This is a genomic window from Micromonospora sp. L32, from assembly GCF_052068055.1.
Classification (GTDB): Bacteria; Actinomycetota; Actinomycetes; order Mycobacteriales; family Micromonosporaceae; genus Micromonospora; species Micromonospora purpureochromogenes.
On sequence record NZ_JBQHDD010000004.1, the window covers coordinates 386,994 to 409,845 of the forward strand.

The window sequence follows — 22,852 nt, forward strand, 5'->3', positions numbered from 1 at the left end:
CGTGAAAGAGGGGCCTTCGGACGCAGTTGCGGGCGGGCGGGACCGGTCAGGCGGGGAGGAAGGAGAAGCGGACCTGGCGGGTGGGGTTGTCGCCGTTGGTGTCGACCAGGGTGAGGGACTGCCAGGTGCCCAGCGCCAGGCGGCCGTCGAGCACCGGCAGGGTCGCGTACGGGGGCACGAACGCCGGGAGCACGTGGTCGCGTCCGTGCCCCGGCGAGCCGTGCCGGTGCCGCCACCGGTCGTCGGTGGGGAGCAGGTCGTCCAGCGCCCGCAGCAGGTCGTCGTCGGAGCCGGAGCCGGTCTCGATGATCGCCAGGCCGGCGGTGGCGTGCGGCACGAAGACGTGCAGCAGCCCGTCGCCCTGGCCGGCGACGAACCGCTCGGCCTCTGCGGTGATGTCCTGGACGGTCGGCCGGGACCCGGTCCGGACGGTGATCACCTCACTGCGCATACGGCGCATTCTGCCGCACCGGCTCAGTAGCTGCCGCCGCCTCCGCCGTCCGAGCCGCCCCAGCTCGATCCGCCACCGTCCGAGCCGCTGAGCGAACCCGAGCCGCCGTCGCCCCGGAAACCCCCGTCCCGGAAGCCGCCACCGTCGGAGCCGCCGCCCCGACCGGAGTCCGCTCCACCGTCGCGGCCGCCGCCGTCCGGATCCGCGCCGACGTCCCCGTACGGCCCCGGGGTGTACCAGCCGGCCGCCGCGTCGTCGGCGCGGGACCGGCGGCGGGGACGGCGGGCGTCGCGGGCCAGTCCGACGACGAGCAGCAGCGCGAGCGCGCCCAGTGCCAGGAACCCCACCATCTCCGGCCTTCCCGCCACCAGGCCGGCCAGCCCCACGCCGACGCCGGCCACGCCGGCGACGGCCGTCACGAGCCCCAGGAGCAGCAGTCGCGATCGCATGCCCGAAGGGTAGAGACGGCGGACAAGCGACCGGTCGGCTAGCGCATCGGCCGGTTGCGCAAAGTTACTGACGGGTACCTGTGTTGAGCGTCGCGTCTGGGGGAGCTAGACGTGACGACGGGTGCCACCAGGGGGCAGGATGGCGCTAGAGACCTATCCCACACACAACCGAGGGAACGCCTGTGGCTACGGAACGCAAGCGCCCGGTGATCACCGCTGGTCTGCCGAGCCAGCTTCCGGACATCGACCCTGACGAGACCGGCGAATGGGTCGAGTCGCTCGACGGTGTCATCGACGAGCGCGGAACCAAACGCGCCCGCTATGTCATGCTGCGCCTGCTGGAGCGGGCCCGCGAGCGCCAGGTCGGGGTGCCGTCGCTGACCACCACCGACTACATCAACACCATCGCTCCGGAGCGCGAGCCGTGGTTCCCCGGTGACGAGCACGTGGAGCGGCGGATCCGGGCGTACGTCCGGTGGAACGCGGCGATGCTGGTGCACCGGGCGCAGCGCCCCGAGATCGGCGTCGGCGGGCACATCTCCACCTTCGCCAGCTCGGCCTCGCTCTACGAGGTGGGCTTCAACCACTTCTTCAAGGGCAAGAACCACCCCGGCGGCGGCGACCACATCTACTACCAGGGTCACGCCTCCCCCGGCATGTACGCGCGGGCGTTCCTGGAGGGGCGGCTGAGCGAGGACCAGCTCGACGGGTTCCGCCAGGAGCTGTCCCACCCGGGCGGCGCCCTGCCGTCGTACCCGCACCCGCGGCTGATGCCGGACTTCTGGGAGTTCCCCACCGTCTCGATGGGGCTCGGCGGCCTGAACGCCATCTACCAGGCCCGGTTCAACCGGTACCTGCACCACCGGGGCATCAAGGACACCTCCCAGCAGCACGTCTGGGCGTTCCTCGGCGACGGCGAGATGGACGAGCCGGAGACCCTCGGCGCGATCGGCGTGGCCGCCCGTGAGGAGCTGGACAACCTCACCTTCGTGATCAACTGCAACCTGCAGCGGCTGGACGGCCCGGTCCGGGGCAACGGCAAGGTCATGCAGGAGCTGGAGGCCTTCTTCCGGGGCGCCGGCTGGAACGTGATCAAGGTGGTCTGGGGCCGGGAGTGGGACCCGCTGCTCGCCGCGGACACCGACGGCGCGCTGGTGAACCTGATGAACACCACGGCCGACGGCGACTACCAGACCTACAAGGCGGAGTCCGGGGCGTACGTCCGGGAGCACTTCTTCGGCCGTGACCCGCGGACCCGCAAGATGGTCGAGCACCTCTCCGACGACGAGATCTGGAACCTCAAGCGGGGTGGCCACGACTACCGCAAGCTCTACGCGGCGTACAAGGCGGCGACCGAGCACACCGGGCAGCCGACGGTCATCCTGGCCAAGACGATCAAGGGCTGGACGCTCGGTTCGCACTTCGAGGCCCGCAACGCCACCCACCAGATGAAGAAGCTGACGCTGGAGGATCTGAAGACCTTCCGCGACCGCCTCTACCTGGACATCCCGGACAAGGCGCTGGAGGACAACCCCTACCTGCCGCCGTACTACACCCCGGGTGAGAAGTCCGACGAGATCGCGTACCTCAAGGAGCGGCGCCAGCAGCTCGGCGGCTACCTGCCGTCCCGGCGGACCAGCAGCAAGCGGCTGACCATCCCGGGCCCGGAGCGGTTCGCCGACGTCAAGCGCGGCTCGGGCAAGCAGAAGGTGGCCACCACGATGGCCTTCGTCCGCCTGCTCAAGGACGTGATGAAGGACAAGGAGTTCGGCAAGCGCTGGGTGCCGATCATCCCGGACGAGGCCCGCACCTTCGGCCTGGACTCGATCTTCCCGACCGCGAAGATCTACTCGCCGCACGGCCAGCGGTACACCTCGGTCGACCGGGAGCTGTTCCTGTCGTACAAGGAGTCGACCACCGGGCAGATCCTGCACGAGGGGATCAACGAGGCCGGCTCGGTCGCCTCGTTCACCGCGGCCGGCACGTCGTACGCCACCCACGACGAGCCGATGATCCCGATGTACATCTTCTACTCGATGTTCGGGTTCCAGCGCACCGGCGACGGGCTCTGGGCGGCGGCGGACCAGATGGCCCGCGGTTTCCTGCTCGGTGCCACCGCCGGCCGGACCACGCTCAACGGTGAGGGTCTGCAGCACGAGGACGGGCACTCGCTGCTGCTCGCCGCCACCAACCCGGCGGTGGTCGCCTACGACGCGGCGTTCGCGTTCGAGCTCGCGCACATCATGGAGAACGGCCTGCACCGGATGTACGGCGAGGGGCAGGAGAACATCTTCTACTACCTCACCGTCTACAACGAGCCGATCCACCAGCCGGCGGAGCCGTCCGACGTGGACGTGGAGGGGCTGCTCAAGGGCATCTACCGCTACTCCCCGGCGCCGCAGGTGAACGGGGACGGGCCGAAGGCCAACATCCTGGCCTCCGGCACCGGCATGCAGTGGGCGCTCAGGGCGCAGCAGTTGCTCGCCCAGGACTGGGGGGTGGCCGCCGACGTCTGGTCGGTGACCTCCTGGACCGAGCTGCGCCGGGACGCGGTGGAGTGCGAGGAGCACAACCTGCTCAACCCGGGCAGTGAGCCGCGGGTGCCGTACATCCAGCAGAAGCTGGCCGACGCCGACGGGCCGAAGGTCGCGGTCAGCGACTGGATGCGCGCGGTGCCGGACCTGATCTCGCGCTGGGTGCCCGGCGACTACACCTCGCTCGGCACCGACGGCTTCGGCATGTCGGACACCCGGCACGCGCTGCGCCGGCACTTCCACGTCGACGCCGAGTCGGTGACGGTCGCGACGCTGCGGCAGCTCGCGCTGCGCGGCGCGGTGCCGGCGACCGTGCCGGCCGAGGCGGCCAAGAAGTACGCCCTCGAGGACGTCACCGCCGCCCCGGTCGGCGAGACCGGCGGCGACAGCTAGTCCCCGCGTACGACGGACGGGCCCGGCGCACCACGCGCCGGGCCCGCTGTCGTTCCCGGCACGCCGCCTCCTGATCGACTCCACGTCGGCGACGTGGCGGTGTCCCGGTGCCGACGATGCCGCCACCTCGCCGACCTGGAGGCGATCTCCACCCGCCGCGCGGCGCCGGAGCGGGCCCGGCTACGGAAGCGGCGGTGGTCCGGAGCCCCTGGCGGGGACGCCGGGCCACCGCCGTCGCGGGTGACGCCGTAGGACGCGCCCTGCTCAGCCGACGGCGGCCAGGTCGGTGAGGCGGGCCAGCGAGTCCTCCAGGTCGGCGCCGACCCGACGCAGCCCGAGCCGGAGCAGGGCCGCCTTGACCGGACCGGCCGGCCACCGTACGACGATGAGCCGCACGATCGTCCCGCCCTGCTCCTCGTCGGGAGTCAGCTGGACGTAGATCTCGGTGCGCGCCTCGGCCCGGGCGCCGGCGCCCCTGGCCCGCTCCCGCCACCCGATCAGGGTCGGCTCCTGGTAGGCGATCACCTCTGCCTCGTGCGCCGCGCCGCGCCCAGCCTGGACCAGCTGTCGCCGGCCGAAGCCCTCCCCGGAGAGGACCTCGGCCGCGCGGACGCCCGCCAGCCAGGCCGGCAACTGCTCGGCCCGCTGCACGACGTCCCAGACCGCTTCCATCGGCGCCATCACGTGCGCACTGCGTTCCACGAGGATCATTTCTGTCTTCCCCCACTGAGGACATCCGCGATATTCCGCACTGTATGCGCAAATTCGGACGTACTGGGACGGGTTCGGAAAAGACACGCCGAAAAGCCTTGCGCCCGCAGCGCTGCGGGCCTATGGCGCTTCGCGGGTCCGCGTCCTAGAGTCCCGAACACGTCTCATGTTTCTGGGAGGGCGACTGTGACGACCGCGCCGATGCCCGCGTTCCCCGCCGGCTTCCGCTGGGGGGTCTCCACCTCCGCGTACCAGATCGAGGGTGGCGCCGACGCCGACGGACGCGGGCCGTCCATCTGGGACACCTTCGCGCACACCCCGGGGCGGATCGCCGACGGCAGCACCGGCGACGTGGCCTGCGACCACTACCACCGGCACGGCGAGGACGTCGCGCTGATGGCCGGGCTGGGCGTCTCGGCGTACCGGTTCTCGATGGCCTGGCCCCGGGTGCAGCCCGGCGGGACCGGGGCGGCCAACCCGGCCGGCCTCGACTTCTACGACCGGCTCGTCGACGACCTGCTAGCCGCCGGCATCGACCCGGTGGCCACCCTCTTCCACTGGGACCTGCCGCAGCCACTGGAGGACGCCGGCGGCTGGCTGAACCGGGACACCGCGCACCGCTTCGCCGAGTACGCCGACCTGGTCGCCGCCCGCCTCGGCGACCGGGTGAAGCTCTGGATCACCCTGAACGAGCCGTTCATCCACATGAGCCTCGGCCACGGCACGGGGGTGCACGCGCCGGGCCGGTTCCTGCTCTTCGACGCCCTGCCGGTCGCCCACCACCAGCTGCTCGGGCACGGCCTCGCGGTCGCCGCGCTGCGCGCCCGCAGCAGCAGTCCGGTCGCCATCGCCAACAACTACTCGCCGGTGCGGCTGCTCGGCGGCACCGACGCCGACCGGGCCGCCGGGGCGGCGTACGACGCGCTGCACAACCGACTCTTCACGGATCCGCTGCTCGGCCGGGGCTACCCGCCCGGCTTCGAGGACGCCCCGGTGCGCGACGGGGACCTGGCCATCATCGCCGCGCCGATCGACGTGCTGGGAGTCAACTACTACAACCCGACCGGGATCCGCGCGCCCGAGGAGGACGCGCCGCTGCCGTTCGAGATGGTGCCGCTGGAGGGCTACCCGAGGACCGGCTTCGACTGGCCGGTGGTCCCGGAAGGGCTGCGCGAACTGCTCACCTGGCTGCACGACACCTACGGCGAGGCGCTGCCGGAGATCCAGATCACCGAGAGCGGCTGCGCCTACGACGACGTACCCGATGCCGACGGCCGGGTGCACGACCCGGAGCGGATCGCGTACCTCGACGGGCACCTGCGGGCGGTCCGGGCGGCGATCGACGACGGCGTCGACGTGACCGGATACTTCGTCTGGTCGCTGCTGGACAACTGGGAGTGGGCGGAGGGCTTCACCAAGCGCTTCGGCCTGGTGCACGTCGACTTCGACACCCAGGTCCGCACGCCCAAGTCCTCGTACGCCTGGTACCGGGACCAGGTCGTCCGGCGATGACCACGATCGACCCGACGCCGACCTCGCTGCCGGCGGCGCTCGCCGAGCCGATGGTGCCGGTCCGGCGGGGCTGGATCGCGCTGATCTTCGCGGCCAACCTCGGCGTCTGGATGGCCTTCTTCACCCCGATCCAGGTGCTGCTGCCGCAGCAGGTCGAGCGGATCGCCCCGCTCGACAAGGAGGCCATGCTGGCCGTCGTCACCGGGATCGGCGCGCTCGCGGCGGTGCTCGCCAACCCGCTCGCCGGGGCGCTGTCGGACCGTACCTGCCTGCGGATCGGCGGGCGGGAGTTCGGCCGCCGGCACGTCTGGACGGCGGGCGGCGCGGTGCTCGGCGCGCTCGCCCTGGTGCTGCTGGCCCGGCAGGACACCATCGCCGGGGTGACGGTGGGCTGGGTGGCCGCGCAGGTGTGCTTCAACGCGATGCTGGCCAGCCTGACCGCGGCCATCCCGGACCGGGTGCCGGTCGCCCAGCGTGGCGGCGTCTCCGGCTGGGTGGGCATCCCGCAGGCCCTCGGCCTGGTGGTCGGCGCGGTGCTGGTCACCGCCGTGGTCAGTGGCACCACCGCCGGCTACGCGGCCATCGCGGTGGCCGTGCTGCTGCTCTCGCTGCCGTTCGCGCTGCTCACCGCCGACGACCCGCTGCCCCGGGCGCACCGCCCGGCGCTGCGCTGGCGGGCGGTGGCCGCCTCGATGTGGATCAGCCCGCGCCGGCACCCGGACTTCGCCTGGGCCTGGATCACCCGGTTCCTGGTCCAGATCGGCAACGCGCTCGGCACCCTCTACCTGCTGTACTTCCTCACCGACGGGGTGCGCCACCCCGACCCCGAGGGCGCGCTGCTGGTGCTGATCCTGCTCTACACCGCCGGGATGATGCTGACCGCGGTGATCGCCGGCCGGCTCTCCGACCGCTCCGGCCGGCGCAAGGTCTTTGTGATCACCTCTGGAGTGATCATGGCGGTGGCGGCGCTGCTGCTCGCCGTCGCGCCGGTCTGGTCGACGGCGGTGGCCGCCGCGCTGCTGCTCGGCGCCGGCTACGGCGTCTACCTGTCGGTCGACGCGGCGCTGATCACCGAGGTGCTGCCGCGCGCCACCGACCGGGCCAAGGACCTCGGGGTGATCAACATCGCCAACTCCGCCCCGCAGGTGCTCGGCCCGGCCATCTCCGCCCCGATCGTGGTCCACCTCGGCGGCTACCCCACCCTCTACGCCGCCACGGCCGCCGTCACCCTCCTCGGCAGCGCCCTCGTCCTCAAGATCCGCGCCGTCCGCTGACCCCACCCCCGACCGCCCGCACTTTCCCGGAAAGAGTGCTCATTCCGCGCCGAATGGCCACGCTTGCCGAGAAAGTGCGCTGGGATCTTGGGTGGAGGGAGGGCCGGGGCGGGACCCGTGGGGGAATGGGGTGGCGGGCGGCCGTAGGCTGGAGGACGTGACGGTACGTGTGCGCTTCGCCCCTTCCCCGACCGGTATGTTCCACGTCGGCGGCGCCCGCTCGGCGCTGCAGAACTGGATCTACGCCAAGCAGCAGGGCGGGGTCTTCGTGCTGCGCATCGAGGACACCGACGCGGCGCGCAACAAGCCCGAGTGGACCGAGGGCATCCTCTCCGCGCTGGAGTGGATCGGCATCGCCCGGGGCAGCTACGAGGGCCCCTACTTCCAGTCGCAGTACGCCACCGAGCACCGCGCCGCCGCCCAGCGGCTCCACGAGGCCGGCCGCGCGTACTACTGCGACTGCACCCGGGAGGACGTGCAGGCCCGCACCGGCTCGCAGTACCAGGGCTACGACGGCTTCTGCCGGGACCGGGGCCTGGAGCCCGGCCCGGGGCGCGCGCTGCGCTTCCGCACCCCGGACGAGGGCGAGACCGTGGTGGTCGACCTGATCCGCGGCGAGCCGACCTTCGAGAACAAGCTGATCGAGGACTTCGTCATCGCCCGCGGCGACGGCTCCGCGGTCTTCCTGCTGGCCAACGTGGTCGACGACATGACCATGGGGATCACCCACGTGGTCCGGGCCGAGGAGCACCTGCCCAACACTCCCAAGCAGCAGCTGCTCTGGGACGCCCTCGGGGTGAAGCCGCCGGTCTGGGCCCACGTCCCCGTGGTGGTCAACGAGAAGCGGCAGAAGCTCTCCAAGCGCCGCGACAAGGTCGCCCTGGAGGCGTACCGGGACGAGGGCTACCTCGCCGACGCCATGCGCAACTACCTGATGCTGCTCGGCTGGGCGCCGTCGGGCGACCGGGAGATCGTGCCCTGGTCGGTCATCGAGGAGGAGTTCCGGCTGGAGGAGGTCAACGCCTCCTCCGCCTTCTTCGACGAGAAGAAGCTGCGCGCGTTCAACGGCGAGTACATCCGCGCCCTGCCGGTCGACGAGTTCGTGGCCGCCTGCCAGCCCTGGCTGACCGGCACCGAGACGATCGCCCCGCCGCCGTGGCAGCCGGCCGAGTTCGACGCCGAGGCCTTCGCGGCGGTGGCGCCGCTGGCCCAGACCCGGATCGCGGTGCTCAGCGAGATCGTGCCGAACGTGGACTTCCTCTTCCTGGCCGACCCGCTGATCGACGAGGCCGCCTGGGCCAAGGCGATGAAGGAGGGCGCGGCCGAGCTGCTCGACGCGGCCATCGCCGCGTACGAGGCGTTGGAGTCGTGGGACGCCGAGTCGCTGAAGGCGACCCTGGAGGCGGTGGGCGCCGAGCGCGGCCTGAAGCTGGGCAAGGCGCAGGCGCCGGTCCGGGTGGCGGTCACCGGCCGCACCGTCGGGCTGCCGCTGTTCGAGTCGCTGGAGGTGCTCGGTCGGGAGCGCACCCTGGCCCGGCTGCGCGCCGCCCGGGTCCGCCTGGTCTGAGACGTACCCGAGAAGGGCCCGCCGGTTCCCCGGCGGGCCCTTCGTCGTAGCTGCGTCGGACCCGGTGACCGACCTCGGTCACGGCGTACGGCGGCGATCCCCGGCCGGAGACGCGCGGGACCGGTCAGGAGCGGGTGGCGCGGCGGTGCAGCAGAACGGCGCCGAGCCCGGCCACCACCAGCCCGGCGACGACCAGCCAGGGCCAGACGGGCGTGCCGTCGTCGTCGGATCGGGCAGCCGGGACAGCCGGCCCGGCCGTCGTCGCGGCGCCCGTCGGCGGCAACGCCGTCCCGACGGACGGCGACGGGGCCGCCGAGGACGGCGACGGCGAGGCCGGATCGGCCGGCGTGCCGGTGGTGAGGGTGAAGCGCACCTCCCCCCGCACCGGATGGCCGTCGCTGGACGAGAGCTGGTAGCCGACGATGTAGAGGCCGGCCTTTCCGGGCTTGAACGGCACGGCGACCCGGCTGCCGGCGAAGCGCGGCGCGGCGCCGGCGGCCGGCACGTTGTCCGGCCCGACCACTGTGATCTTCGTCGTGGCCGGGTCGACCCTGGACAGGAAACGCAGCTCGATCCGGGCGGGCGCCGCGGCGACCCGCGCGCCGTCCGCCGGGTCGCTGCCGGTCAGCGAGTTGTGCGCGGCCGCCGGCATCGCCGGCAGCAGCAACGACACACCGAGCGCCACGCCCGTAACCGCTAGCGAGGTACGCGCCATACGTGCGACCCTGCCCCCCATGAACCCCTCCGCAAAGGTACGATCCGCCCGCTGATCAACGGCTGACCATTAGTCGGGCCCGGATCGCAGATAGTTCCAGATAATGGTCCAGCAGCTGCAACCTAGCGCCGTTCTGCGGAGTCTTTGAGATGGGGAAACCCCGGCCTGCGGGCACGGTCACCGCCATCGACGACCAACGCGTGACCCTGCAGCACAGCCATCCATCGAACGGGGCGAGGAGGCGGCTATGGTCGGAAGGGTGAGGCGGCTGCTCGGCGTGGTGGTCGCGATGGCGGCAGCCGTGGTGCTCAGCGCCGGAATGGCCGCGCCCGCGCAGGCCACCGGCCCGCAACGCGCCGCCCCGAAGCCGCCCCCGGCCGGGGTGGACATCACCGGCGACGGGCTGACCGAGCCGCTGCGGCTGCGCGCCGACAGCCAGCCCGGCCACGTGCTCGCGGTGATCGACCAGGTCAACTGGTTCGGCCGCAGCGGCGCCGCCGCCGGTCCGAAGCGCGCCGACCTCGGTCCGAAGTACACGATCGTGGTGCTCGCCGGGGACGTGCCGAAGCAGACCTTCGACCTCTACCCGCTGGCCAAGGGCGGGCCCCGGGCCTACCGGCCGGCCAAGCAGCCGGACTCCCGCAAGACCAGCGCCGGCTGGTTCCTCGGCCGGCTCAACATGTCGGAGACGCTGCGTACCGCCGGGGTGCCGCTGGAGCGGCAGTTCGACACGGTCAGCGGCGGCGTCGGCGGCGGCGAGCGGGTCATCCCGGAGGACGCCCTCAACCCGGGCCGGGACATCGACGCCGCGATCAGCGAGTTGCAGCGCCTGCTGCTGCTCAACGCCGGGGTGATGCTGGTGATCACCTCCGGACTGGCCGGGATCGCGCTGCTGGTCCGCCGCCGTACCCGCTGAGCCGCCCGGGCGGCGCAGACCTCCAGCAGGCTCGGACTTCCAGCAGGCTCAGACCTCCAGCAGGCTCAGACCTCCAGCACCACCTTGCCGCGGACGTGCCCCGCCGCCACCAGGCGCTGCGCGTCCGCGGCCTGCGCCAGGGGGAACGTCCGTTCGACCTGCACGGTCAGCCGGCCGGCGTCGACCAGCCCGGCCAGCACGGTGAGGTCCTGGGTGGACGGTTTGACGAAGACGTAGCTGCCGCCGAGCCGGGTCACGTGCTCCGGGTCGGCGGTGGAGATCAGCCGGGCCGGGCGGGCGAGCAGCTCGGCGGAGACGTCCAGCGCCTCCCCGCCGAACAGGTCCAGCGCCACGTCGATCCCGTCGGGCGCGACCGCGCAGAGCCGGTCGGCCAGGCCGTCGCCGTAGCTGACCGGCTCGGCGCCGAGCGCGCGGACGAAGTCGTGGTTGGCCTCGCTCGCCGTGCCGATCACCCGGTCGGCGCCGAGCGCCCGGGCCACCTGCACGGCCAGGTGACCGACCCCGCCCGAGGCCCCGTGCACCAGCACGGTGTCCCCCGCGCCGGTGCGCGCCGCCTGCAACGCCTGGTACGCGGTGAGGCCGGCCAGCGGCAGGCCGGCGGCCTCCGCCCAGGACGCCTGCGCCGGCTTGTCGGCCAGGCAGCGCTCGGGGGCCGGGACGAGTTCGGCGTACGTGCCGTACTGGAGGTCGTCGCGGCGGACGTACCCGATCACCTCGTCGCCGACCGCGAACCCGGCCACCGCCGGCCCCACCGCGACCACCTCGCCGGCGGCGTCCCAGCCGGGCACCAGCGGGAAGTGACCGGGGATCGCGGCGGCCAGGTGGCCCTCGCGGACCTTCCAGTCGACCGGGTTCACGCCCGCCGCGCGCACCCGCACCAGCACGGTGTCGGGGCCTACCGGCGGGTCCGGCAGGTCTCGCAGGGCGAGTTGGTCGGCCGGGCCGTACGCGTCGATCGCGATCGCCTTCACCCTGCCCACGCTAGCGACCGGACGGCCGTCAGGTGGTCAGCACCAGCGGTGCGGGGGCCGCTCCCGGCGGTCGGGGCGGCGGCTGGGGCGGACCGGGCCGTGCCGGTGCGCGCCGGCCCAGCCGGCCAGGTCGCTGCGGCAGGCCCGGGGGGTGGTCGGGTCGGGCTCGCCCGACGCGGCCGGCTCGCCGGCCGGCGGACGCGGGCCCGGCTCGACGCCGAGCGGCCGGGACGGCACCGCCTCCGCAGGGGCCGGCTCGGCGGGACGCTGCCGGGGCACCGTCACCTCGTCATCGGCCCGCTCGGGCGCCCGGCCGGCCTGCTCGGTCGGGCAGGGCACCGCCGCGAGCCGGCGGTGGGGCCGCAGCGGCCCCTGCTGCTCGTGGTGGCCGAGCCGGCAGGGCTCGCCCTGGGCGCAGCCATGTTCGGCCTCCCCGTGCGCCATCCCGGTCTCCTCACGCTCGCGTCGCGCGCCGGGAGGTCGCCCCGGCGCCCACGTCACCGTACTGGCCGGCACCGACGCCGTGTGCAGCGCGTACCCGGGTGTCAGCGCTTCGGGCGGCGCGGGAAGATCGTCTCCCAGACCGGGAAGGCGACCAGCCAGATCACGATGACCACTGTGAGGCTGCGGATCCAGTTCACCAGCTCGCGGGTGCGCTCGGCGTCGTCGACGTAGAGGATCGCCGCACCGAGCAGGGCGCAGGCGATCGCCCAGCCGAGCAGCGCCTTGCCCCACTCCCGCCACTCGTGGCGGGTGCGGGCCCAGCCGTGCCGGGGCGGCCGGACCGGCGACGGCCCACCGGCGAAGCGGTGGGCGAAGCGCTGGTCGGCCCAGCGGACCAGCGAGTGGCCGAACGCCACCGAGAACCCGAGGTACGCCGCCGCCAGCCCGTGGGTGACGTTCGCGGTAGCGCCCCGGCGCAAGTCCAGCACCGTCGCCACCAGCAGCACCAGGTCGACCAGGGGCACGCAGACCAGCAGCGCCGCGCCCAGCCGTGGCCGGCGCAGCAGGTAGCGGGCGACCAGTCCGGCGCCGAGCACCACCCAGAACCCGACCTCGCACGCGGCGATCACCGCCAGCAGCATCCGTACCTCCCCGTCGTCGGTGTCCAGCGTCCCCGGGCCGGGACGGCGCCGCCTCGACGGCGGGAACGAGATGCGGGTCCATCCTTCGACGGACCTGGCGGGACGGCGCCGGCCGGGTACCTCCTTCGGCGGAGACGTCGGCGGGCGGGCTCCTCCCGCAGGCGGAGGGCGGGCGGCGCGGGGTGTGGTGGGATCGGGTCATGCGGACGCCGGCCTGGATCGACTCCGGCACGCCCGGGCGCGACCTGGCGCTGGCCGGGGCCTCGCTCGCCGGTGGCCTGGTCCTCTACGGCGTCGGGTTCCAGCCCCAGTTCCCCTGGCAGCCGCCGGTGCCGGAGGCGCTGTTCCTGGCGCCGCTGGCGGTGATCTGCGTGGCGGTCGGGCTGCGCCGGGCGGCTCCCCGGACCAGCCTGGCCCTCGGCACCGGCGCGGTGCTGGCCGACACGGCGCTCGGGGTGTCGCTGGGCACCGCCCTGATCTACACCCAGGTGCTCTACGACGCCTGCGTGTACGGCCCGCCCCGGCTGTGGCGGTGGCTGCTGGGGGCCGCGGTCGGGCTGAGCGTGGCCGGCGCGGCGGTCGGCGCGCTGCTGTGGGGTTGGCGCGGCGTCGCCGCCGGGGTGCCGTTCGTGCTGGCCGGCGTGCTGCCCGTGCTCACCGGGGTCAGCGTGCGCCAGTACCGCGACCAGGCGGCGGCCGAGCGGGCCCGGGCCGAGCAGACCGCCCGGCTGGCCGAACTGGACCGCCGGCAGGCGGTGCTCGCCGAGCGGACGCGGATGGCCCGGGAACTGCACGACGTGGTGGCCAACCACCTCAGCGCGGTGGCCCTGCACGCCACCGCGGTGCTCTCCGCGCCCGGGCTGGACTCCGACCGGGTGGACGCGGCGCTGCGGGTGATCCGGGAGAGCAGCGTGCAGGGCATGGCCGAGATGCGCCAGCTGATCGGCCTGCTGCGGGGCCCGGCCGGCGAGGACCCGGCCGAGGGCCCGACCCGGGTACGCCTCGACGAGCTGGACCGGCTGATCGAGCGGGTGGCGGGGGCCGGGCTGGCGGTGCGCGCCACCGTCACCGGGACACCCCGGCCGCTGCCGGTCGGGGTCGACCTGGCGGCGTACCGGATCGTGCAGGAGTCGTTGACCAACGCCCTACGGCACGGCGCGGGCGCGGCGGAGCTCAGCGTGGCGTACGAGCCGGCGGAGGTGGTGGTGACGGTGGAGAACCCGATCGGCGGCGGCGGGAACGGGCGGCTGCCGGGCGCGGGCGCCGGACTGGTCGGCATGCGGGAACGGGCGGCGCTGCTGGACGGGCGGTTCTCCGCCGGGCCGCACGACGGGCGGTGGCGGGTGGTGGCCGCCCTGCCCACCGGGGCGTCCGGGTGACCGCCGGGGTGCGGGTCGTGCTCGCCGACGACCAGGCGGCGGTGCGGGCCGGGCTGACGCTGATCCTGGCGAGCGCCCCGGAGATCGAGGTGGTCGGCGAGGCGGGGGACGGCGAGGAGGCGGTACGGCTCTGCCGCGACCTGCGCCCGGACGTGGCCGTGCTGGACGTCCGGATGCCCCGGCTGGACGGGATCTCCGCCACCCGGGAGATCGTCGCCGACGGGCTGGCCGACGTGCTGGTGCTCACCACCTTCGACCTCGACGAGTACGTCTTCGCCGCGCTGCGGGCCGGCGCGGCGGGCTTCCTGCTCAAGGACACCGACGCGGCGGGGCTGGTGGCGGCGGTGCGGACCGTCGCGCGGGGCGAGGGAATCATCGCCCCGGCGGTCACCCGGCGGCTGATCACGGCGTTCGCCCGGAGCGCTCCGGCCGCGCCGCCGGCCGCCCGGTCGGCGGTGGCGGCCCTGACCCCCCGGGAGCGCGACGTGCTCGCCTGCCTCGGTGCCGGGCTGTCCAACCAGCAGATCGCGCAGCGGCTGGCGATGGCGGAAAGCACCACCAAGACCCACGTGAGCCGGATCCTGGCGAAACTGGAGCTGCGCAGCCGGGTGCAGGCGGCCATCCTGGCCCAGGAGCTGGGGCTGACCGCGCCACAGTGACCGCCCGGCGTGGATGGCCAGGTCAGCACGTGTCAGGCTGGACCGGTGAGCGAGCCGGGCGGGATGGAGCTGTCGGCCACGCTCCGCCGGATCGAACGGGCGGCGGGGGCGTTGGCCACCGCCAGCGTGGCCCGGATGGACGAGAGCCTGCCCTGGTTCCGCGAGCTCCCGGCCGACCAGCGCTCCTGGGTCATGCTGGTGGCCCAGGCCGGGGCCCGGTCCCTGGTGCAGTGGCTGCGCTCGGGCGGCGGCAGCGCGGACAGCACCCAGGAGGTCTCCGACGAGGTCTTCGCCACCGCGCCGGAGGCCCTCGCGCGCTCGATCAGCCTCCAGCAGACGGTGGCGCTGATCAAGGTGACCATCGACGTCGTCGAGGAGCAGGTGTCGCACCTGGCCGCCCCGGGCGAGGAGCAGCAGCTGCGCGAGGCGGTGCTGCGGTTCTCCCGGGAGATCGCCTTCGCCGCCGCCCGGGTGTACGCCCGGGCCGCCGAGTCCCGCGGGTCGTGGGACGCCCGGCTCCAGGCGCTGCTGGTCGACGCGCTGCTGCGCGGCGACTCCCCCGACGTGCTGGCCAGCCGGGCGGCGGCGCTGGGCTGGTCGGACGCGCCGCCGGTGGCGGTGGCGGTGGGCCGCTCCCCCGGCGGGGAGGTGGCCGCCGTGCTGCACACCGTCTACCGGCAGGCCCGCCGGATCGGCGTGGAGGTGATCGGCGGCGTACACGGCGACCGGCTGGTCATCGTGCTCGGCGGGGCGGCGGACCCGGTGGCCGCCACCGAGAAGCTGCTGCCCGCGTTCGGCGAGGGGCCGGTGGTGGTGGGGCCGGCCGTACCCAGCCTGGACGAGGCGACGGAGTCGGCGCGGGCGGCGCTCGCCGGGTTCCGCGCCGCGCCGGCCTGGCCGACCGCGCCGCGCCCGGTGTCGGCGGCGGAGCTGCTGCCCGAGCGGGCCCTGGCCGGCGACGCCGAGGCCCGCCGGCGGCTGCGACACGACGTGTACGCGGCGCTGGTGCGCGCCGGCGGCGAGCTGCTGGAGACCCTGGACGCCTTCTTCACCGCGGGCGGGACGCTGGAGAGCGCGGCCCGGTCGCTGTTCGTGCACCCGAACACGGTCCGCTACCGGCTGCGCCGGATCGCCGAGGTGACCGGCTTCTCGCCGCTGTCGCCCCGGGACGCGTTCGCCCTCCAGGTGGCGCTGACCGTCGGGCGGCTCGACCCGGTCGTCCCGGCGGTCACTGCCGTCCCGACCCAGACAATGACCCCAGGGGTCAGGAAAACATCACAGACGGGTGATGACCGCCGTTGATTTTTGTAGGATCCCTCCAAAGGTTCTAGTGCGGTTTGGTCGGTGCCGACACAGCGCTACCCGGAGGTATCCAGGAGAGTCATAGACGTGCTCGCCGTACTCTCTCCCGGCCAGGGTTCCCAGAAACCCGGCTTCCTGACTCCCTGGCTCGACCTGCCCGGCACCGAGGCCCGCCTGCGGTGGTGGTCCGCGCTCGCCGGGGTCGACCTGGTGCACCTCGGCACCCAGGCCGACGCCGACGAGATCAAGGACACCGCCCGGACGCAGCCGCTGCTGGTCGCGGCGGCCCTGCTCGCCGCCGAGCAGCTGCCGATGTACGACGTCGCGGTCACCGCCGGCCACAGCGTCGGCGAGCTCGGCGCCGCCGCCCTCGCCGGGGTGCTCCCGGCCGAGGCGGCGATCACCCTCGCCGGGGTACGCGGCCGGGAGATGGCCGCCGCCTGCGCCCTGGAACCCACCGGGATGGCCGCCGTGCTCGGCGGCGACCCGGACGAGGTGCTCGCCGCGATCACGGCGCACGGGCTGCACCCGGCCAACCGCAACGGCGCCGGCCAGATCGTCGCCGCCGGGGCGCTCGACGCGCTGGACAAGCTCGCCGCCGAGCCGCCCGCGAAGGCCCGGATCACCCGACTCAAGGTCGCCGGCGCGTTCCACACCCCGTACATGGCGCCGGCCGAGGCAGCGCTGGCCGGCGTGGCCGCCGGGATCACCCCGGCCGAGCCGTCCCGGATCCTGCTGTCCAACCTCGACGGTTCGGCGGTCAACCACGGCCGGGAAATGGTGCAGCGGCTGGTCCGCCAGGTCACCGCCCCGGTCCGCTGGGACCTCTGCATGCGCACCCTGGCCGACCTCGGCGTCACCGGCGTGGTCGAGCTGCCCCCGGCCGGCACCCTGGCCGGGCTGATCAAGCGGGAGCTGAAGGCCACCGGCGGACCCGAGATCGTCACCCTCAACACCCCCGACGACCTGCCGGCCGCGCGCGACCTGATCGCCCGGCACAGCGGGCTGCGCGGCCACGAGCCGGTGGTCCAGTTCCGGGTGGTGGTCTCCCCCGCCGCCGGGACCTTCGAACCGACCGCCGACCTCGCCGAGGGCGCCGACCTGCGCACCGGCCAGGTGATCGGCCACATCGCGACCCGGCAGGGGCCGGTCGAGGTGACCGCGCACGACAGCGGCCTGCTCACCGAGTGGCTCGCCCACCACGACGACCCGGTCGCGCCGGGCCAACCCCTCGCCCGCATCGGAGGCCAGGTATGACCGGCAGTCGGATCCTCGCGATGGGCCACTACCAGCCCTCCCGCGTCGTCACCAACGACGACATCGCCCAGCTGGTGGACACCAACGACGAGTGGATCCGGGACCGGGTCGGCATCGTCACCCGGCGGATCGCCGACGGGGAGACGGTGGCCGACATGGCGACCGCCGCCGCCGGCAAGGCGCTGGCCAACTCCGGCCTCACCGCCGCCGACATCGACCTGGTCGTCGTGGCCACCTGCACGTCGGTCGACCGCAGCCCGAACGTGGCCTGCCGGGTCGCCGCCAAGCTGGGCATCGCCGCCCCGGGCGCGTACGACATCAACACCGCCTGCTCCGGCTTCGCGTACGCCCTCGGCACCGTGGACCACGCGATCCGGGCCGGGGCGGCGCGCAACGCGATCGTCGTCGGCGCGGAGAAGCTCTCCGACTTCACCGACTGGACCGACCGCTCCACCTGCATCATCTTCGGCGACGGCGCCGGGGCCGCGGTGGTCACCGCCGCCGCCGAGGGCGAGCCGGCCGGGGTCGGCCCGGTGGTCTGGGGCTCGGTGCCGGAGAAGAGCGACGCGGTACGCATCGAGGGCTGGCGCCCGTACATCGCGCAGGAGGGTCAGGCGGTCTTCCGCTGGGCCACCACCGCGCTGGCGCCGCTCGCCCTGCAGGCCTGCGAGCGGGCCGGGGTCGACCCGTCGGAGCTGGCCGCGTTCGTGCCGCACCAGGCCAACGCGCGGATCATCGACGGCATCGCGAAGCGGCTGAACATCCCGCAGGCGATCATCGCGAAGGACATCGTCGAGTCCGGCAACACCTCGGCGGCGAGCGTGCCGCTGGCCCTGTCCAAGCTGATCGAACGGCGCGAGGTGCCCTCGGGCGCCCCGGTGCTGCTGTTCGGCTTCGGCGGCGGCCTGACCTACGCCGGTCAGGTCGTCCGCTGCCCCTGAGACCCCCTCCGGCGCGCCAGCGCCGAGGAGCGGCGGTCGACACGTCGTCGGCCGCCGAGTAACCCCCGATGAGAGGAACCAACCGAAATGACCCGTGACGAGATCACCACCGGCCTCGCCGAGATCCTCGAAGAGGTTGCCGGGGTGAACCCGGACGACGTGGCCGAGGGGAAGTCCTTCACCGACGACCTCGACGTCGACTCGCTCTCCATGGTGGAGGTCGTGGTGGCGGCCGAGGAGAAGTTCGGCGTCAAGATCCCGGACAACGAGGTGCAGAACCTCAAGACCGTCGGCGACGCCGTCACCTACATCGCGGCGCAGTCCTGATCATGAGTCGCATCGACGTCGTCGTCACCGGGCTCGGCGCGACCACCCCGCTGGGCGGGGACGTCGCGTCGACCTGGGACGCCATGCTCGCCGGCCGCTCCGGGGTGAGTGCGCTCACCCAGGAGTGGGCCGGGCAGCTGCCGGTCCGGATCGCGGCCCAGCTGGCGGTCGACCCGGCCGCCCTGCTGGACCGGGTCAAGCTCCGCCGGCTCGACCGTTCCGAGGCGATCGCGATCATCGCGGCGCAGCAGGCCTGGGCGGACGCCGGCCTGGCCGACTCCGGGCCCGACCCGGACCGGCTGGGCGTCAGCGTCGGCTCCGGCATCGGCGGCGCGCTGACCCTGCTCGCCCAGGACGACATCCTGGAGGCGTCCGGCCCGCGCCGGGTCTCCCCGCACACCATCCCGATGCTGATGCCCAACGGCCCCGCCGCCTGGGTGGGGCTGGAGCTGGGCGCCCGGGCGGGCGTCCACTCGGTGGCCAGCGCCTGCGCGACCGGCGCGGAGGCCATCGCGCTCGGCATGGACATGATCCGTGCCGGCCGGGCCGACGTGGTGGTGGCCGGCGGCACCGAGGCGGTCATCCACCAGCTGCCGATCGCCGGCTTCAGCTCGATGCGGGCCATGTCGACGCGCAACGACGAGCCGGAGCAGGCCTCCCGCCCCTGGGACAAGGGCCGCGACGGGTTCGTGCTCGGCGAGGGCGCCGGCATCCTGGTGCTGGAGCGGGCCGAGCACGCGGCCGCCCGGGGCGCCCGGGTGTACGCGCGGCTGGCCGGTTCGGGCATCACCTCCGACGGCTACGACATCGTCCAGCCGCACCCGGACGGTGCGGGCGCGATCCGGGCCATCGCCAAGGCGATCGCCGACGCGGACGTGGCGAAGTCCGACATCGTGCACGTCAACGCGCACGCCACCTCGACCCCGGTCGGGGACATCGCCGAGATCAAGGCGCTGCACGAAGCGCTCGGCGACCACCCGGTGCTGACCGCCACCAAGTCCATGACCGGTCACCTGCTGGGTGCGGCGGGCGCGCTGGAGTCGATCGCCACCATCCTGGCGATCCGCGACGGTGTCGTACCCCCGACGATCAACCTCGATGACCCGGACGACGGCCTCACTCTGGAGGTGGCCGCCAACAAGGCGCGCCACATGGACATCCCCGCCGCGTTGAACAACTCGTTCGGCTTCGGCGGACACAACGTGGCTCTCGTCTTCACGCGGGCCTGAGACCACAGCCTTGGAGGCTCACGTGACCACCACCGCCGTTGGTGCGGACACATCCACCGTGGACTACCGGGATCCGGAGCTGCGCCTCCGGGCCCTGTTCGACGCCGGTTCGCTGCGCCTGCTGGCCCCCCGGGACACCTCCGGCGTCCTCTGGGCGCGGGGTGAGGTCGACGGCACGCCGGCGATCGCGTACGCCACGGACGCCACGAAGATGGGCGGCGCGATGGGCACCGAGGGGTGCCGGCACATCGTCGACGCGATCGACACCGCCGTCCGGGAGCGGGTGCCGGTGCTCGGCCTCTGGCACTCCGGCGGCGCCCGGCTGGCCGAGGGCGTGGTCGCGCTCGACGCCGTCGGGCAGGTCTTCGCCGCCATGGTGCGCGCCTCCGGCCGGGTGCCGCAGATCTCGGTGGTGCTCGGTCCGGCGGCCGGTGGCGCGGCGTACGGGCCGGCGCTGACCGACATCGTGGTGATGAGCGGCGCCGGGCGGATCTTCGTCACCGGGCCCGAGGTGGTCCGCAGCGTCACCGGCGAGCAGGTCGACATGGAGCGGCTCGGCGGCCCCGAGCCGCACGGCCGGCGCTCCGGCGTGGTGCACGTAACCTGCGCCGACGACGAGGCGGCGATGGTCGAGTCACGCAAGCTCGCCGCGCTGCTCGGCCGCCAGGGCCGGCTCTCCCCCGACGACGTGGCGACCGGCGTCGAGGACGGGCACGACCTGATGGCGAAGATGCCGGCCGAGACCAACCGGGCGTACGACGTCAAGCCGGTGGTCAAGGCGCTGCTGGACGCCCCCGGCGTGGAGCTGCACGCCAAGTGGGCGCCGAACGTGGTCACCACGCTCGGCCGGTTCGCCGGCCGGACGGTCGGCGTGATCGCCAACAACCCGCTGCGGCTGGGTGGCTGCCTCGACGCGTCCAGCGCCGAGAAGGCGGCCCGCTTCGTGCGGATGTGCGACTCGCTCGGGGTGCCGCTGATCGTGCTGGTCGACGTGCCCGGTTACCTGCCCGGCCTGGGCCAGGAGTGGGACGGCGTGGTCCGGCGCGGGGCGAAGCTGCTGCACGCCTTCGCCGAGGCGGTGGTGCCGCGGGTGACGCTGGTGACCCGCAAGGCGTACGGCGGGGCGTACATCGCGATGAACTCCCGCTCGCTCGGCGCGACCGCGGTCTTCGCCTGGCCGAACGCGGAGGTCGCGGTGATGGGCGCCAGCGCGGCGGTCAACATCCTGCACCGCAAGAAGCTCGCCGCCGCCCCGGCGGAGGAGCGCGAGACGCTGCGCGCGCAACTGATCGAGGAGCAGACCCGGGTCGCCGGCGGGGTGAACCGGGCGCTGGAGATCGGCGTGGTGGACGACGTGATCAAGCCGGAGGAGACCCGGCGCCGGATCGCCGAGGCGCTCGCCGGGGCCCCCGCCGCACGGGGCGCGCACGGCAACATCCCGCTGTAGCACCGGTCGTACCAGTCAGGGTCCGCGCCTTTCCGGGTGCGGGCCCTGACCGCCTTCAGTCCGGCTCGCGCCCCGGGTCCGGCTCGCACTCCCCTGCGTTGATCGACTCCGTGTCGCCGGACCGGCGGCATCGCCGCGAGCAGGACACCGCCATGTCGCCGGAACGGAGTCGATCACGTCACCGACCGGCCGGCAGCCATCCGGGCGGCTAGGGTGAGGGCCGCCGACCCCGCGAGGAGCACGCCGTGGAAGCGACGGAGATCCGCAAGCTCGCCGCGCTCGAGGACACCCACTGGTGGTACCGCGAGCGGCGTGCCCTGCTGGCCCGGTCGCTGCGCCGGCTGGCCGCCGCCGGGACACGCCCCGGGCGGGCGCTGGACGTCGGCGCGGCCGGCGGCGGCAACACCCGGGTGCTCCGGGCGCACGGGTGGCGCCCGCTGGCCCTGGAGTACAGCGCCGACGGCGCCGGGGTGGCCCGGGAGCGCGGGCTCGACGTGATCCGGGCCGACGCCCGGTGCCTGCCCGTCGGTTCGGCGAGCCTCGGCCTGGTGGTCGCCTTCGACATCCTCGAACACTTCGACGAGGACCACCTGGCCGCCGCCGAGATCCGCCGCACGCTGCGCCCCGGCGGGACGGCCCTGATCGCGGTGCCCTGCGACATGGCGCTCTGGTCGGCCCACGACGTGGCGGTCGGGCACGTCCGCCGCTACGACCGGGAGTCGCTGCGGGCGGTGGTGGAGAAAGCCGGCCTGGTGATCGACGAGCTGTGGAGCTGGAACGTGCTGCTCCGCCCGGTCGCCGCCTGGCGGCGCCGCACCTCCACCGGCAGCGACCTGGGCGACCTGCACCCGCTGGTCAACCTGGGGCTGCGCACGGTCGTCACCGCCGAGCGGTACCTGCCGGTGCGGTCGCTGCCCGGGGTCTCGCTGATGCTGCGCGCCCACCGCCCGGCCTGAGTCGGCGGCCCCCGCGAGCGCGTCCCGTCGGCTAGCATCTCCCGGCCGTCGCGTCGACGGCACGAGATCCGACGGGGGACGTGACAGATGATCCGACGGGTGGCCGTACTGGCCGCGCTCACCCTGACCGTGGCGACCGGCTGCGCCGAGGACGCGAAGGAGCCCGCCGTGGCGCCGTCGCCGTCGCCGTCGGCCACCCCGACCGCCTCGCCGATCGCGGCCGGTCCACCCTGGTACGACGAGGTCGCCCCGGCCGCCGCCGGCACCACGGTCGGCCCGGAGGGCAGCACCTGCCCGCTGCCGATCACCTTCTCGGTGCCGCCGAAGTGGAAGGTCAAGGCGGTCACCTCCGGCAAGGACTTCCGGATCGGACCGGCGGTGCCGCTCTGCGAGATCGACGCGAAGCCGGCCGGGCACATCGGCTTCCTGCGGGTCTGGCGGGTCGAGGGGGCGACGCCCCGGACGCCGCAGATCACCCTGGACAAGTTCATCGACGACTACGGCACGGCCGAGGAGCGGCAGTACCGGCGCACCAAGGCCGGCCCGCTGGACTCGTTCGAGGCGACCTGGACCGGTGACGACGGACGGAAGCGGGCGATCCTGGTCTCCAGCCTCTACGGCAAGATCCTTCTCACCCTCGGCGGGGCGGACGACGAGGAGTTCACCGCGATGCTGCCGGCGTACCAGCTGGCCAAGTCGAGCACCAACCTGCCGAAGTGACCGCCGGGCGCCCGGCCCGCCGGTGGCGGGCCGGGC

At 74.0% G+C, this 22,852-nt stretch carries 22 protein-coding genes; 15 read left to right on the plus strand and 7 right to left on the minus strand.

All coding sequences use genetic code 11. From position 1 onward, the window contains the following. Nucleotides 1-46 precede the first annotated feature (46 nt). Together ACTMTB_RS13710 and ACTMTB_RS13715 are read right to left on the minus strand one after the other, a co-directional pair. Nucleotides 47-451, minus strand: coding sequence for a YjbQ family protein (locus tag ACTMTB_RS13710; RefSeq protein WP_441145567.1), 405 nt, complete (start codon nt 449-451; stop codon nt 47-49). 23 nt (nt 452-474) lie between these two features. Then, entirely contained in the window at nt 475-900 is a 426-nt protein-coding gene (locus ACTMTB_RS13715; RefSeq protein ID WP_441145569.1) for a hypothetical protein, read from the minus strand. 182 nt (nt 901-1,082) lie between these two features. Between ACTMTB_RS13715 and aceE the strand changes: the two genes are divergently transcribed. Beyond that, a complete protein-coding gene (gene aceE, locus ACTMTB_RS13720; RefSeq protein ID WP_441145571.1) occupies nt 1,083-3,827 on the plus strand; it encodes a pyruvate dehydrogenase (acetyl-transferring), homodimeric type in 2,745 nt (914 codons plus the stop codon). A gap of 264 nt (nt 3,828-4,091) precedes the next feature. On the opposite strand, the gene ACTMTB_RS13725 is transcribed toward aceE, so the two are convergent. After that, entirely contained in the window at nt 4,092-4,538 is a 447-nt protein-coding gene (locus tag ACTMTB_RS13725; protein ID WP_210776116.1) for an SRPBCC family protein, read from the minus strand. A gap of 201 nt (nt 4,539-4,739) precedes the next feature. Between ACTMTB_RS13725 and ACTMTB_RS13730 the strand changes: the two genes are divergently transcribed. The 3 genes from ACTMTB_RS13730 (at nt 4,740) to gltX (ending at nt 8,891) form a co-directional block, all read left to right on the plus strand. Beyond that, entirely contained in the window at nt 4,740-6,050 is a 1,311-nt protein-coding gene (locus tag ACTMTB_RS13730; RefSeq protein WP_441145921.1) for a GH1 family beta-glucosidase, read from the plus strand. Further along, complete coding sequence (locus ACTMTB_RS13735; protein ID WP_441145574.1) at nt 6,047-7,324, plus strand: MFS transporter; 1,278 nt, start codon at nt 6,047-6,049, stop codon at nt 7,322-7,324. Before ACTMTB_RS13730 ends, ACTMTB_RS13735 begins: the two co-directional genes overlap by 4 nt. A gap of 157 nt (nt 7,325-7,481) precedes the next feature. Next, nucleotides 7,482-8,891 carry a glutamate--tRNA ligase gene (gene gltX, locus ACTMTB_RS13740; protein WP_441145575.1) on the plus strand — a complete coding sequence of 470 codons (1,410 nt, stop codon included), beginning with the start codon at nt 7,482-7,484 and terminating at the stop codon, nt 8,889-8,891. A gap of 124 nt (nt 8,892-9,015) precedes the next feature. Here the strand turns inward: gltX and ACTMTB_RS13745 are convergent, their stop codons facing one another. Then, nucleotides 9,016-9,576 carry a copper resistance CopC family protein gene (locus ACTMTB_RS13745; protein ID WP_441145577.1) on the minus strand — a complete coding sequence of 187 codons (561 nt, stop codon included), beginning with the start codon at nt 9,574-9,576 and terminating at the stop codon, nt 9,016-9,018. Between the two features lie 277 nt (nt 9,577-9,853). Between ACTMTB_RS13745 and ACTMTB_RS13750 the strand changes: the two genes are divergently transcribed. Beyond that, entirely contained in the window at nt 9,854-10,522 is a 669-nt protein-coding gene (locus ACTMTB_RS13750; protein ID WP_441145579.1) for a hypothetical protein, read from the plus strand. A gap of 65 nt (nt 10,523-10,587) precedes the next feature. Here the strand turns inward: ACTMTB_RS13750 and ACTMTB_RS13755 are convergent, their stop codons facing one another. The 3 genes from ACTMTB_RS13755 to ACTMTB_RS13765 form a co-directional block, all read right to left on the minus strand. Then, on the minus strand, nt 10,588-11,514 hold the full coding sequence (locus ACTMTB_RS13755) for an NADP-dependent oxidoreductase (RefSeq protein ID WP_441145581.1): 927 nt from the start codon (nt 11,512-11,514) through the stop codon (nt 10,588-10,590). A gap of 36 nt (nt 11,515-11,550) precedes the next feature. After that, the gene (locus tag ACTMTB_RS13760) at nt 11,551-11,958 is read right to left on the minus strand and encodes a hypothetical protein (protein WP_441145583.1); all 408 of its coding nucleotides are present in this window, start codon (nt 11,956-11,958) and stop codon (nt 11,551-11,553) included. A gap of 101 nt (nt 11,959-12,059) precedes the next feature. Further along, complete coding sequence (locus tag ACTMTB_RS13765) at nt 12,060-12,599, minus strand: hypothetical protein (RefSeq protein ID WP_441145585.1); 540 nt, start codon at nt 12,597-12,599, stop codon at nt 12,060-12,062. A 200-nt stretch (nt 12,600-12,799) separates the two neighbouring features. Here ACTMTB_RS13765 and ACTMTB_RS13770 point away from each other — a divergent pair, with 200 nt between their 5' ends. The 10 genes from ACTMTB_RS13770 (at nt 12,800) to ACTMTB_RS13815 (ending at nt 22,816) form a co-directional block, all read left to right on the plus strand. After that, on the plus strand, nt 12,800-13,978 hold the full coding sequence (locus tag ACTMTB_RS13770) for a sensor histidine kinase (protein WP_441145587.1): 1,179 nt from the start codon (nt 12,800-12,802) through the stop codon (nt 13,976-13,978). Further along, nucleotides 13,975-14,637 (plus strand): response regulator, encoded by a 663-nt coding sequence (locus tag ACTMTB_RS13775; RefSeq protein ID WP_441145589.1) that lies wholly within the window; start codon nt 13,975-13,977, stop codon nt 14,635-14,637. Before ACTMTB_RS13770 ends, ACTMTB_RS13775 begins: the two co-directional genes overlap by 4 nt. 63 nt (nt 14,638-14,700) lie before the next feature. Continuing rightward, the gene (locus tag ACTMTB_RS13780; RefSeq protein WP_246158556.1) at nt 14,701-15,939 is read left to right on the plus strand and encodes a PucR family transcriptional regulator; all 1,239 of its coding nucleotides are present in this window, start codon (nt 14,701-14,703) and stop codon (nt 15,937-15,939) included. An 87-nt stretch (nt 15,940-16,026) separates the two neighbouring features. Beyond that, the gene (locus ACTMTB_RS13785; protein WP_441145591.1) at nt 16,027-17,196 is read left to right on the plus strand and encodes an acyltransferase domain-containing protein; all 1,170 of its coding nucleotides are present in this window, start codon (nt 16,027-16,029) and stop codon (nt 17,194-17,196) included. Beyond that, a complete protein-coding gene (locus tag ACTMTB_RS13790; RefSeq protein WP_179801228.1) occupies nt 17,193-18,137 on the plus strand; it encodes a beta-ketoacyl-ACP synthase III in 945 nt (314 codons plus the stop codon). Before ACTMTB_RS13785 ends, ACTMTB_RS13790 begins: the two co-directional genes overlap by 4 nt. Before the next feature lie 87 nt (nt 18,138-18,224). Further along, nucleotides 18,225-18,464 carry an acyl carrier protein gene (locus ACTMTB_RS13795; RefSeq protein WP_074313380.1) on the plus strand — a complete coding sequence of 80 codons (240 nt, stop codon included), beginning with the start codon at nt 18,225-18,227 and terminating at the stop codon, nt 18,462-18,464. Between the two features lie 2 nt (nt 18,465-18,466). Beyond that, nucleotides 18,467-19,693 carry a beta-ketoacyl-ACP synthase II gene (fabF, locus tag ACTMTB_RS13800; protein ID WP_441145594.1) on the plus strand — a complete coding sequence of 409 codons (1,227 nt, stop codon included), beginning with the start codon at nt 18,467-18,469 and terminating at the stop codon, nt 19,691-19,693. A 22-nt stretch (nt 19,694-19,715) separates the two neighbouring features. Beyond that, entirely contained in the window at nt 19,716-21,140 is a 1,425-nt protein-coding gene (locus ACTMTB_RS13805) for an acyl-CoA carboxylase subunit beta (protein ID WP_441145596.1), read from the plus strand. A gap of 245 nt (nt 21,141-21,385) precedes the next feature. Continuing rightward, a complete protein-coding gene (locus ACTMTB_RS13810; RefSeq protein WP_441145598.1) occupies nt 21,386-22,096 on the plus strand; it encodes a class I SAM-dependent methyltransferase in 711 nt (236 codons plus the stop codon). Nucleotides 22,097-22,183: 87 nt separating this feature from the next. After that, the gene (locus ACTMTB_RS13815; RefSeq protein WP_441145600.1) at nt 22,184-22,816 is read left to right on the plus strand and encodes a lipoprotein; all 633 of its coding nucleotides are present in this window, start codon (nt 22,184-22,186) and stop codon (nt 22,814-22,816) included. Nucleotides 22,817-22,852 lie beyond the last annotated feature (36 nt).

Coding starts and splice junctions, on each gene's coding strand:
- ACTMTB_RS13730 (WP_441145921.1), top strand. CDS start 4,740: ATGCCCGCGTTCCCCGCCGGCTTCCGCTGGGGGGTCTCCACCTCCGCG.
- ACTMTB_RS13770 (WP_441145587.1), top strand. CDS start 12,800: ATGCGGACGCCGGCCTGGATCGACTCCGGCACGCCCGGGCGCGACCTG.
- fabF (WP_441145594.1), top strand. CDS start 18,467: ATGAGTCGCATCGACGTCGTCGTCACCGGGCTCGGCGCGACCACCCCG.
- ACTMTB_RS13735 (WP_441145574.1), top strand. CDS start 6,047: ATGACCACGATCGACCCGACGCCGACCTCGCTGCCGGCGGCGCTCGCC.
- ACTMTB_RS13710 (WP_441145567.1), bottom strand. CDS start 451: ATGCGCAGTGAGGTGATCACCGTCCGGACCGGGTCCCGGCCGACCGTC.
- ACTMTB_RS13765 (WP_441145585.1), bottom strand. CDS start 12,599: ATGCTGCTGGCGGTGATCGCCGCGTGCGAGGTCGGGTTCTGGGTGGTG.
- ACTMTB_RS13795 (WP_074313380.1), top strand. CDS start 18,225: ATGACCCGTGACGAGATCACCACCGGCCTCGCCGAGATCCTCGAAGAG.
- ACTMTB_RS13780 (WP_246158556.1), top strand. CDS start 14,701: ATGGAGCTGTCGGCCACGCTCCGCCGGATCGAACGGGCGGCGGGGGCG.
- ACTMTB_RS13815 (WP_441145600.1), top strand. CDS start 22,184: ATGATCCGACGGGTGGCCGTACTGGCCGCGCTCACCCTGACCGTGGCG.
- ACTMTB_RS13790 (WP_179801228.1), top strand. CDS start 17,193: ATGACCGGCAGTCGGATCCTCGCGATGGGCCACTACCAGCCCTCCCGC.
- ACTMTB_RS13760 (WP_441145583.1), bottom strand. CDS start 11,958: ATGGCGCACGGGGAGGCCGAACATGGCTGCGCCCAGGGCGAGCCCTGC.
- ACTMTB_RS13750 (WP_441145579.1), top strand. CDS start 9,854: ATGGTCGGAAGGGTGAGGCGGCTGCTCGGCGTGGTGGTCGCGATGGCG.
- ACTMTB_RS13715 (WP_441145569.1), bottom strand. CDS start 900: ATGCGATCGCGACTGCTGCTCCTGGGGCTCGTGACGGCCGTCGCCGGC.
- ACTMTB_RS13725 (WP_210776116.1), bottom strand. CDS start 4,538: ATGATCCTCGTGGAACGCAGTGCGCACGTGATGGCGCCGATGGAAGCG.